Origin of the sequence: Commensalibacter communis (assembly GCF_947179105.1) — a bacterium.
Lineage (GTDB): Bacteria > Pseudomonadota > Alphaproteobacteria > Acetobacterales > Acetobacteraceae > Commensalibacter > Commensalibacter communis.
This window is the reverse complement of the sequence record NZ_CAMXCK010000013.1, coordinates 1-11,806: the sequence shown is the minus strand read 5'-3', so window position 1 is coordinate 11,806 and position 11,806 is coordinate 1. Positions and strand designations below refer to the sequence as shown.

Here is an 11,806-nt window from a genome sequence, read left to right as displayed (position 1 = left end):
CTGTCGCTAGTAGTGGACAGGCTGGAATAGACACTTCAGAGCTTATTCGAGTGTATGGACAATTAATGTCGTGTGACAGAGATACGACAATGTCACATTATGCCATATCCAGCGTCGCCTACAAGAACGACCAGAATAACAATGAACGTCTTTTAAAGTTAGAACATGAATTATCCCTTGTAAAAGTCGAACTTGAAGCTGAAAAAAGACGTGTTCAAGATAAACAAGAGACAATAGACAGTCTTAAGACGGCTTTAAATCTTCTTGAGCATCGCCAAGAAAAAACGCAACCAATCCCACCTAAAGAGGACACCGTATCAGAGCCTCAAAAAAATGGTGGTTCTGTTGATGATAATGGCAATACTGGATTACTTGGACGTTTCAAGAAACTATTTAGCTAGTCTTATGCACGCGCATTGTCGCAAAACTTTGATCTTGATCAAATTTCGCCTGATTTCTTTTGATTCTTTTTCAAACTGAAAAAAGAAAGAACCATAGCCTCTTTCAAAATATACAATACTAATTTCTTAACAAGAGGCTATCTCATTACAATTTAAAATTTTTATCATTTAGCAAAGATTATCGATCAATACATTTTTGCTTTTTCATCAAACATCAATAAAGGTTATATTATGACAATAAACATATCTGTCTTTAAAGGAAGCAGAAATACAGCATCAGGAAACAATGGTATTTTGAAGGAGGTTAATGGCGTTAATGGAATTCCAATTTCTATCGCTCCAGGATTTCCAGACCTAGAGGATCAGTTTAATCAGATGGGTATTACTCATGTTCGGTTACACGATTGTTTTGGTGTAGGAGACATTGATAATTATTTTCAACCCAATCGGCGAAACAATCAAGATCAATTGATACCGAATATTCCAACCACATCGCGAACAAAAGCAAAACAATTCATCGCAGATTTTGCAAACAAAAGGACTATATTTCCTTATGCAGCAGCAGGTATGCGTGCTAACAATGTTGATTTGGCATTTAAAGATGCAAACTATCAAATGACAGATGATTATCTTAAACGTATCATGAGCAATAATCCATCTGTTAATCCAGGAAACATTCAAAGAAAAGTTATGTTTCGTATTGGACGTACGTTAGATGGTGGTTACGAAATACCACAAAACTTCGATATTTATGCTACTTTGATTAGTACATTAGTCAACCGCTATTCATTAAACTATCAAGCAACCGGTTTACCAAGAAAAATCGAGTATTGGGAAATTTGGAATGAACCAGACCTGACATTTTTTTGGAATAATAATAATCCACAGATTTACTACGAATTCTACTCTAAAATTGCTAGGATGATTAAAGCAGTCGATCCAGAAGCTAAAGTTGGTGGTTGTGGTGTCGCCAATGGTTATAACCCAGGTGGAGCTTATCTCGATGGATTATTAAATTATTGCCGCTCGACAAATACGCCCATAGACTTTTTATCCTGGCATTATTATGGTAATTTAACAAGTGATCCTCAAAACATCATTGACATTGGCAACTCTATTCAATCAACTTTGACTAGATACGGTTATGGCAATATAGAAAGTTTGTGTACTGAATGGAATTCATCGCCCTTCGGAACAGTCAATACCTTCACAAAAGTACAATCAGCGAAAAATGCAGCGTATATTGCTTCAACATTAATCTATATGCAGTATTGTAAAACCGACAAAGCTTACTATTACAGGGGTGATGGTTCGTCATTTGGCTTATTTAATGATAATCCAAACCCAACAAATACTTCTAGTAAGAGTTTTTGCACTTATTCGGCACAGAGTTTTAATCTTTTTACACGCATATTTGAAACGCCGTTCATTTTAACTCAGAATAATAGCTTTAATACTGGAATGACAACTTTAGCTGCAGAAAACGCCGAAGGTAACAAAATCAATATTCTTGCTGCAAACTACAAGGTTGATCGCAACTTTTCCAATGGAAATATACCTCCTACAGAAACAAGACTTTATAAACAATATTATCTAGACTCTGGTAGGACTATTAATCAGATAACCGATCAGTGGAGCATCGATCATTGGTTTGGAGGGGTCAATCCAAGCAGTATCATTACCGATAATTCAGTAACACAAAAGAATGTTGTCTCCCAGCTACCTGTTAATGGACGACTGACATCTAGGGCGAGAAATTATAATCAAAGCGATTCAGGACTTACTTTAACAATAAATAATATTGAAACGAAATTCAGAGGTTACAAGATAACTGCTTATCGTATTAAGGAAGGTGGACCTCTTGATAAAATAGAACCACAAAATGTTAGCGACTCAGTTATTACCAATATGACAAATGGTGTACTAAGTATACAAGACAATAGTGCTACTCCATCTACAGTTACCTTATATAGCATTGAGTTTACTAACGATCAAAATGGCAATACAGGTGGCAATACAGGTGGCGGTAGTATTACATATACAGTGCCAATTCAAGCAGGAATCAGAACACCATTGAGTATGGTATTACCGACTAATTATAACTTTATAGCTAACAAACAATATAGGCTTACAATTAGTAGAGGTTTATATTACTGCCCAGGAAGTACTACGTTAAACCCACAAACAAACTCTTGTACGACTGGTGGAACAGCTATGTATTCCTATACAAATTCTATTTTTACACCGTTTATATCCGGTCTGCTGTGGGGAATGATATCAGGCTCTGCCTATGTTTATTTGCCATCAGGTGGGAATATTACATGTGCCTTAACGCCGGTATAAAATCTTGCACATAAATTAGTATCTTTCCGACAAGCGAACCGTTCACGCCTTAACGAACTTTGCCCACTGGTTTATGAGTGAACGGCGTTTGTCCAAAAGATCACCGCGTCTATAGGCACTTTCGACCTTTGACTTGATGGCGTGTCCTAGAGCCATTTCGAGGATTTCTGATTGTGTGTTGGTAGCTTCACTGCCCCAGTCTCTGAATGAGGATCGAAAGCCATGCAGGGTCATGTTTGGGTCATTGGCTGCATCTTTGACAGCATATCAATACCGCTTTGTTATAAATAGGCTTTCCATTGCTATTTTGAAATACATATTGACCTTGGTTGTTATTAATTGCCATCGCACGCTTAATGACGTCCAACGCCTCGTCAGATAACGGCACCCTGTGTTCATTATTGGTCTTGCTGCGTTCCTCTGGCAATGTCCATACCTTGTCTTTGAAGTCAATTTCATCAACGCGCATTTCTCGACCCTCGGCTGAACGACAAGCGGTCAGGCAAATAAAACAAGCTGCTAGATTGGGAATGTCATTGATCGATTTCAAACGCTTATAAAGGTTACTGATCTGTTGCCAGTCATAGGCTTTGCGATGCTCAATCTTTTTAAAGTCTGAGGGTTTTGGCAGGATGGTTTCAAGAAAACCTGTCCATTTGGCAGGATTATCACCATAGAACCAGCCCCGAGCTTGTGCGTATTTGAAGACACGATCAAGCAAGCCTTGTAGCTTTGACCCTGTGATGGTTTTTTCATACCAAATCTTTTTAAGCAAGATACGCACATCATCAGGCGTAATGGACTGAATAGACCGACCCCTAAAGACGGGGTAAAGATAATTAGCAAGCAAGAGGCCTCTATTTCTGCCTTGGTGCTTTTACCCCTCCATCTCTTGGATCGGTCTTCGATATATTCCTTTGCCACCATCTCAAAGGTTTTGCGGTTTTCTTTAACTGCCAACTTCCCTGATTGCTTTTGTTGCAATGGATTAAGATCATTCCTGAGCATTTCACGGGATTGACGGGCAACTTCTCTTGCATGATCCAAGGTAATATCAGGTAATGACCCTAAGCCTAACATTCTGATTTTTCCAATAGTTGGGCTTTTGAACCGAAAGACCCATGCTCTGGAATTACCCCGAATGGAAAGATAGAGGTTCCCTCCGTCCGAGTGCATGCCACCTTGAAGTCGATTCAAATTACATTTAAATTTTCCTGAATAACTAACTGCTCGAACAATTGAAAATATAATTGTTTAAACAAATCAGTTATATTTTTTGTCTGATATACATCCTTACCTTTAACACTTTTTTTCAAAAATTCTTAATTATATAGTAATGATTGAAATTATTTTATATCAAATAGTAAGTAATTAAGATTTTCTGTCACTTAGTTTTTCTTTTATTTCAAAAAATTCCCCAGAAATAATACCTAATTCTTTATAATTCTGTAAAGTATATAAAATATCCATTGATCGTTTTTTTGGAGAAACAATATATCCTTCTTTTGTGCTTCTTTGTTTAAAGGCATAAATTTCATTAAATTCTGGTTTTGCACCATTAATGATTGTTTCTGCTACTAAAGTATCAACACTACAAAGCCCTATATTAAAGAAAAAAATATTTGGATTTTCAAGTGCATAAATATGAATTAATGCATTTAATCCAGATTTTGATACAGAGTATGAAAGCATAGCTTTTCTATATCTGATTCCAGCAATAGAAGAAGAAGAAACTACATTTTTAATAAAAAAATTATTTTTAATAAAGAAATCAAGAATAACTTTATTAGAGACTAGATTTAGGTCTAGTATGTAAAGAAAGTTGTCTATTGAATAATTATATCCATAATTTGGTTTTTCACCAAAGGCTCCTGCATTTAAAAAAACATATTCAAAATTACATTGTTTAGGTATGAAATCAGACAAAGTAAGATACAATTTCTTTCTATCTGTTACATCGCAAGATTTAAAATGCCAATTTTTATAGTTGGTTAATTTACTAGGAACAGTTCTCGAAATACTATAGACGTTATATCCTTTTTCTAAAAATAATATAGCTACTTCTTGACCGATACCTGAACTAGCACCAGTGATAAAAATATTTTTATTGTTTTCCTGCACTATATCCACCATCAACTGAAATAATTTGCCCTGTTACATAAGATGAGTAGTCACTTAATAGCCATAAAATAGTTTGTGCAATTTCTTCTGGATTTGCAAACCGTTTCATCGCTGTAATATCAATTTTTCTTTTAGTTTTTTCTGGATTTTGTTGTAATTTTTCAGGTGTATTCATTCCTCCTAAAGTCGGCCCTGGTGCTATAGCATTAACTCTAATTGCATATTTATTTTCTTTGTCTACAGCATTCTCTAATGCTGCTACTTGAGTTAGCATATTTAAAGCTGCCTTGCTGACTGCATAAGGAGCTTGTCCTGCCATCGCGATCACTCCAGCACATGAAGAAACATTAACAATAGCACCATTTTTGATGTTTCTTAAAATTGGCACTTCATATTTCAAACAATTTGCGATACCAATAACATTATTACGTAACAATTTTCCCCATATTACTTCACTTAATTCTTCAACATACATATACGGAGATGTTATTCCAGCATTATTAATAGAATAATGAATATTAATATATTTTTTTTGTATTTGTGCAAATACTTCTTTTACTGATTCTTCATTACAAATATCACAATTATAAAAACTACAATTTTGATTTAATTCGCTAAGTGCTTGTTCTCCTTTTTGTTTATCCCTACCAATTAAAATAACATTTGCATTTTGTCGATTTAATAATTTTGCTGTTACTAAGCCAATACCTGAAGTTCCGCCAACAATAATAATATTCTTTTTTGAAAATTGCATTTTTTTACCTATAATGAATATGATTTGGTCTAAGATAATTTTTGTTTACACAACAGTATACTCTATCTAACAAAGGATTAGATTTATCTTTAAAACAATTACCATCATATAAACATTTATTTATTGAATGATATTGTTTGTTTATTGTTTTTTTTATTAAATTATTATCAGCAAATAATGCTCTAGACATACCGACAAAGTCACAAATATTTTCTCTAATTAGTTGGTCTGCCTTTTCTAAACTATTAATAAAACCATCAAAACCGACAGGTATATTTGTAAAAGTTTTAATTGTTTCAACTGATTTATGAAGTAATTGATCAGTAGATTGATTATAATTAAGTAATTTATTATAACTATCTATTGTGGCAATAGAACATGTAATCATTGATACACCATGATTAGGTAATATTTTTACTAAATCTTCTAATAATTCAGGATATTGTCCTTGATTACCCATTAAATCATGAATACCCAATCTTACACTAATGTTCATTTTTCCTTGCGTTGCAGCATGTATACCATCAAGTATTTCAAGTAGTATTGTTCCTCTCTTTATTGTATTTCCACCATATTTATCAGAACGTAAATTTGTATATGGAGATAAAAAACTACTAATTAAATATCCATTTGCAGCATGTATTTGTATATTTTTTATGCCTGTTTCATATATCATTTTAGCGGATTCAATATATGCTTTTATTACATCTTCAATATCTTGTGCAGACATAACAACTGGATAAAATCTTTGATCTCCTTTATCTTTACTTTTTTGAGAAATAATACCACTTGGACTTAAAAGAGGATTATTTGTAATAAGTGGATTTCCTTGAGAACCGTAGTGATGTAGCTGAATAAAAATTAAATTTTTATATTGATTGTTAATTTGATCAAAAAAATTACATAAACTTATAAACTGTTCTTTATTATATAAAGAAAGATTATTTATACTCAGTTTTGATTTTTCTGAAACTGTTACATTGCCTGTAACTGCGAAACCACATCCACCTTGAAATATTAAATTATAAAAATCTGCTAATTCATTTGTGAATTCTCCTTTTATATTACTTAAACCAACACCCATTGGCGCAAAATATATTTTATTTTTAAATTGTAAGTTGTCATTAATAGTTAATGTATTTAATACAGATGTATATTGCATGATTAAATTGATGATAATTTGTTGATTTGATAGCTATAATATTTAATTAATTTAGTAATTAAATTGTGATTTTCTTTATTATCCTTTAAAGATATTAAGATAGTATTTTCACTGATATCAGTGAAATTTTTAACAAGTAAAATTTTATTCTCTAAGCAAGGTAAAGAACATTGAGTAATTTTAAAATCATTAGATAGATTTTTTTCAATTTCTACTAGCAGAGATTCCGATTTAAATTGAATTAATTTAGCACTTAGATGTTCTTGCTTTTCATTGTATAGAGTGATCGTATTATCTGTTTTTTTTGAAAGTTTAAAATCATGGCTAGGAGGAGTTTTTGTGTTTCTCAATCTTTGGAAAATGGGCATTTTCATGACACCTCCTTGTAAGCGCATTTTACTTTTAAAATAGCAGTTTTGATAGAAATATCCTGTGAAATCAATATGTTTTGGTTTTAAATTATAGTTAGAATTTGTGGGAATGATAAATAACTCGATAGGATAAGCAGAATCGAAATAGGAAAAAAACTCTAAAAACATATTTGAAATTGAAATTGAGACGTCTCCTAACTGTATTTGCAATTGTGTATAGCAAAAGTAATATGTAGCTTGTCTCATGGTTTCCATAAGCATAATTCCAGGAACATGATCGTGAATTTTTCTATAAAAAAAGTAATTATGTATATCTATATTAAGGATATGGGAAAATACGTGTATTCCTTTTAAGTTTTTTCTAAGATTAATATCTATTGTATATTGATTTTTATAAATATTATTAAGTTCTAATTCAACTTGTATGGGAATATAAAAATCTTTAATTTCATAATCGTTATTTGTTTTTTTTTGGTAAAAATCATTAATATTTAAATGAGCAACAGCATCTGTTTCTGTCTTTTTAATAATGCTGGGAATAGTTATTAAGTAGTAATAATCCCCTTTTCTTTTATAAAGCTGATTACCGATCTTTTCCTCATTATTCTGAATAAAAATATTAAATTCATTAATACTTAATTTAGTTTTTAATAAATAAATAGGTGTTGAAATTAATACATCTTCAATAGAATTTTTATGTACTATATTAGGATTTACTAAAGTCATTATGATCTCCATATTTGTATTAATTTAACACGTTGCAGTATATTTATTATAACTAATAAAAAATGAAAATCTATAATTTTTTATATTAAAATATTATTAATTATTAATTATCACTGATCATAATCAACAATTTAAAAAAAATATTGTGTGCAGTTAAAATAATGAAAATAAAAGCGCATATGCATAAATGTTGTAATTATATCTTCTTTTAATAAGATAGAAAAAAATCAATGAGAACGTTTGGTCGTTGATTCACTGCTTTTTTTGCTTCTTACATCTGAGAAGTGAATGAAATGTTCACGCCTTAACGAACGAAGTCTATTGGTTCAGCAATGAACGTTTTTAATCGAGTGAATCACCGCATCTATAGGTAATTTCGATCTTTGACTTGATGGCGTGTCCTAGAGTTATTTTGAGGATTTCTGATTGTGTGTTGTGGTGGTTTCATCGCTCTAGTCTCTAAATGATGATCGAAAGTCATGCAGGGTCATTAGCTGCGTTTTTAACGGCTAACTTTTCTGCTCGCTCTTGTTGCAATGGATCCAAATCATTTCTGAGCATTTCACGAGATTGACGGGCAATCTTCTTTGTGTAATCCAACGTAATATCTAATAATGATTTTCAATTTAGTATTCTGATCTTGTCTGTAATTGGATTTTTGAATCGGAAAACTCATGCTTTGAGCTATCACGAATAGAAATATAGAGATTGCCTTCATCGGAGTGCATACTCTCTTTAAGCCTGTTAATCTACTTATAATTATATAAAAGATAATGTTGAAAATTCCAATTAGTCTTTATATCTCGAAATAATACTAACAAACCAGCTTCAAAGTAGTAATTTTTTAGATAAGAAAAAAGCTTATTAAGAATGTATTTATTCACACTATCCAAAAATAAAAGTTCATTTTGGTTTATAACTAGACTAATTTTAAAGCCAACTGCAAGTTCAAAGTATTAAAAAACGTTATGAAAAATATGACAAATGTAACGCAAGAGTGTTGCATTAGGATTTTGGAGTCTTTTTTAAACCGCCGTTTATTAAATAATAATATTTTGTTCGTAAATATCTATATTTAATGAGTTTATAAATATTATTCGTAATAGGTATGTTATTTTTTGATAATCACTTATAGCATCTTCAACTGATCTATACTGCTCAGTTTTAACAACAGGTTCTATTTTAGGGTTGTTTCTAGTCACATTCCATCTAGTGCATGTTCCCTGTTTGGAATCCATGTCTGCTATTTTTACACTCCAATCATTATCAGAGTATTCTCGAGATAAAAGTCTAACTATCGTAATTTTATAGACCCCGCCTTTTTGGAAGACAGCACCTACAATCGAAAAGAACCTCCATTGACGCTTTAAAGCTGACGTTGAAACTTTAATGTAATATATATAAGCTGTAACTGAAGTTAATGAAGCGTTATTTATTTTTCTTTGAAAGAAAATAATAAAGCAGATATTTTCCGTCCCTTTTTTTCCCTATGTAAATTAACTGTAATATCGCTTTTAGTATTTAATTCGTGGAGTGCTGGTAATAAAATGAATTTGTTCAAATCTTTGAAATGTTCGTATTTATTCTCAATATTTAACATAGAACGAAAGGCCTCAACCGTAATTTTACGATATCCGACTTCCTTGTACTGAATTAATAATTCATACAATCTAATACTATATGTTCGTTTTAATGATGAAATATTTTTAATTGAAATACCTGTAAATTTATTTTTTAATTGTGTCAGGTATGGCATTATTAAATCCGAAAAAACTAACTCTATTTTAGCCTCACCGGTAAAATATTTAACTTGGCCTTGAACCCATCTAATTTTTTCTTCTTTGTGTTGCCACTGGATATAAATCCATCTTTCTGCAAGCTTATCACTAGCCTCTTGTAAGCGTCTTTCTGCATTTTCTTTTCCCATATCAGGAAAAGCATTGAAAAACTCTTGTGACGTTATTTGGAAAGTTTTATTTTGTGTAGTGTCTAGAGGGTTTATTTTTCCTATACAAACTAATAATAAACGTTGCTCTTGTAAGCTCAGTTTGTAACTAGCTTCAATTAATGAGTTTGATTTGTAAGCAACAAGATTTTTCATTATTAAAAAACATAAATAGTTAATGATGAGCAGTTCATAACATAATTTTATTAAGTGGAAAATAAAAAAATATTTTCCTCCTTTTTAATTGTTAGTATTACCGTCAAACACACCTCTTATTACCGTCAAACACACCTCTTATTACCGTCAAACACACCTCTTATTACCGTCAAACACACCTCTTATCTCTGAATAACATATTGAAAATAAAATATAAAACTTACCTTAAAACAAGAAAAATATATAAAACAAGTTATAAAATAAAAAATTCTGTTGATAACTTTTAAAAACAAATTTTTTATTTATGGTAATAATTATAGTTTATAAAATGTAATCTATAATTTCATCATCTTCATAAAATGTTACTCAGTGGGATTAATATATAATCATTTATTTAAATAGAACTAGGTTTGTCATATAATACGATAAAATACTTCTCTAGTATTAACCCACAAGAAAACATAAATGATTATCATAGATCCCTTCTAAAGAATTTATGCTTACATTTGAAAAAATAAAAATAATCAATACTGTAATTAATTAAATACAAGACGCTTCATGTAAACTCATATAATAAAATATTGCACTACATATGTAATTACATTATAATTTATCATATTATCATTTAATATGAAGGTAAGAAATAATGAGTACTATTCAAATTAGAGTGGATGAGAATTTAAAAAAAGATGCTTATAAAACTTTTAATAATCTTAAATTGTCCCCCTCAGATGCACTGAGACTATTCTTACGTTATGTTGCTGAAAATAAAAAATTACCTTTTTCAGAGGTTTCAGTAATGGTCGATGATAATAATAAATATGACGATATTTTAACGGTTGTACGTGAACGTTTAAACAATCCTGCAAAACGTGTCAGAGTTAACTTAGATGATCTTTAATATTGAATTTGACGAAAGAGCTTTAAAAGAATGGGATAAGCTAGATAAAACAATTCAAACGTTATTCAAAAAAAAGTTAAAACAATTACAGAACAATCCTCATATTGAATCTGCTCGTTTACACAGAGATCTAGCTAACTGTTATAAAATTAAGTTAAGATCTTCTGGTTACAGATTAGTTTATCAAGTCATTGACGGAGAAATTATAATTTTAGTTATTGCTGTGGGAAAACGTGAGAATAAAAAAGTCTATGGAACAGCCAATACTCGATTAAATAATAAATGAAAATTATCTAAAAACTCATACAATATGCAAAATTTACATAAATAAATTATTATCAGAATTAAGAACATCTTCTTCATCTGTTTTATATTAAAACTCGTCAAGTAAAACAAATAAAAGACTTCAAACTCATTAGAAACCGTGGCAAAAGTAGTAATTTTGCTACGGTTTCTAATATCCATGTATTATTTAATTTTTAATAAACAAACTTCTGAAGTTTATTAAACAACCATATCACGAATAGAATTGACCCAATCACCTTGCATCATACTTAATAGAAGATAAACCAATTAGTAGTAAGAAAGAGTAATTATTAAAAATAGTTTATAATAGTTGTTGAAACTTTTGAACAGTTATGAGACTATATTACTAGATTAATATTTTTGTATAAATCGTACCAAACGACCCGTCCGAGGTCGTTTTTTTATACCTAATTTCCAAAGAAAATAATCAATAGAATGCCCATAGTCTCTATTTCCGAAGCTGCCGAATTAACAGGGAAAACACGACGAACCATACAGCGACATGTCGCTAGTGGAAAATTGTCGCGATCTGTCGCTAGTAGTGGACAGGCTGGAATAGACACTTCAGAGCTTATTCGAGTGTATGGACAATTAATGTCGTGTGACAGAGATACGACAAT

General features: G+C 31.1%; 12 protein-coding genes and 2 pseudogenes. 5 read left to right on the top strand and 9 right to left on the bottom strand.

Going from position 1 to position 11,806, the window contains the following annotated elements; translation table 11 throughout:
* Both PQG52_RS11205 and PQG52_RS11200 read left to right on the top strand, forming a co-directional pair.
* On the top strand, positions 1-401 hold a 401-nt coding region (locus PQG52_RS11205; protein ID WP_271829572.1), incomplete at its 5' end, for a hypothetical protein.
* 231 nt (positions 402-632) lie between these two features.
* On the top strand, positions 633-2,744 hold the full coding sequence (locus tag PQG52_RS11200) for a GH39 family glycosyl hydrolase (RefSeq protein WP_271829571.1): 2,112 nt from the start codon (positions 633-635) through the stop codon (positions 2,742-2,744).
* Positions 2,745-2,985: 241 nt separating this feature from the next.
* On the opposite strand, the gene PQG52_RS11195 is transcribed toward PQG52_RS11200, so the two are convergent.
* From PQG52_RS11195 to PQG52_RS11160, 9 genes and pseudogenes are all read right to left on the bottom strand, one after another.
* Complete coding sequence (locus tag PQG52_RS11195; protein ID WP_271829570.1) at positions 2,986-3,294, bottom strand: tyrosine-type recombinase/integrase; 309 nt, start codon at positions 3,292-3,294, stop codon at positions 2,986-2,988.
* A 156-nt stretch (positions 3,295-3,450) separates the two neighbouring features.
* Positions 3,451-3,594: pseudogene (locus tag PQG52_RS11525) on the bottom strand (integrase); the annotation flags it as partial.
* A gap of 131 nt (positions 3,595-3,725) precedes the next feature.
* A pseudogene (locus PQG52_RS11520) lies at positions 3,726-3,920 on the bottom strand (Arm DNA-binding domain-containing protein); the annotation flags it as partial.
* A gap of 195 nt (positions 3,921-4,115) precedes the next feature.
* A complete protein-coding gene (locus PQG52_RS11185) occupies positions 4,116-4,865 on the bottom strand; it encodes an SDR family NAD(P)-dependent oxidoreductase (RefSeq protein WP_271829568.1) in 750 nt (249 codons plus the stop codon).
* Positions 4,849-5,619, bottom strand: coding sequence for an SDR family NAD(P)-dependent oxidoreductase (locus PQG52_RS11180; protein WP_271829567.1), 771 nt, complete (start codon positions 5,617-5,619; stop codon positions 4,849-4,851). Before PQG52_RS11180 ends, PQG52_RS11185 begins: the two co-directional genes overlap by 17 nt.
* A gap of 4 nt (positions 5,620-5,623) precedes the next feature.
* Positions 5,624-6,781 carry an oxidoreductase gene (locus PQG52_RS11175; RefSeq protein ID WP_271829566.1) on the bottom strand — a complete coding sequence of 386 codons (1,158 nt, stop codon included), beginning with the start codon at positions 6,779-6,781 and terminating at the stop codon, positions 5,624-5,626.
* 2 nt (positions 6,782-6,783) lie between these two features.
* Entirely contained in the window at positions 6,784-7,878 is a 1,095-nt protein-coding gene (locus PQG52_RS11170) for an AfsA-related hotdog domain-containing protein (RefSeq protein WP_271829565.1), read from the bottom strand.
* Between the two features lie 477 nt (positions 7,879-8,355).
* Positions 8,356-8,478: a hypothetical protein gene (locus PQG52_RS11165; protein ID WP_271829563.1), complete on the bottom strand. Its 123-nt coding sequence runs from the start codon at positions 8,476-8,478 to the stop codon at positions 8,356-8,358.
* Positions 8,479-9,310: 832 nt separating this feature from the next.
* A complete protein-coding gene (locus PQG52_RS11160) occupies positions 9,311-9,979 on the bottom strand; it encodes a replication initiation protein (protein WP_271829562.1) in 669 nt (222 codons plus the stop codon).
* Positions 9,980-10,625: 646 nt separating this feature from the next.
* Between PQG52_RS11160 and PQG52_RS11155 the strand changes: the two genes are divergently transcribed.
* The 3 genes from PQG52_RS11155 to PQG52_RS11145 form a co-directional block, all read left to right on the top strand.
* Entirely contained in the window at positions 10,626-10,880 is a 255-nt protein-coding gene (locus PQG52_RS11155; RefSeq protein WP_271829561.1) for a type II toxin-antitoxin system RelB/DinJ family antitoxin, read from the top strand.
* The gene (locus PQG52_RS11150) at positions 10,870-11,166 is read left to right on the top strand and encodes a type II toxin-antitoxin system RelE family toxin (protein ID WP_271829560.1); all 297 of its coding nucleotides are present in this window, start codon (positions 10,870-10,872) and stop codon (positions 11,164-11,166) included. Before PQG52_RS11155 ends, PQG52_RS11150 begins: the two co-directional genes overlap by 11 nt.
* Positions 11,167-11,621: 455 nt before the next feature.
* A partial coding sequence (locus tag PQG52_RS11145) for a hypothetical protein (RefSeq protein WP_456304942.1) occupies positions 11,622-11,806 on the top strand: 185 nt, incomplete at its 3' end.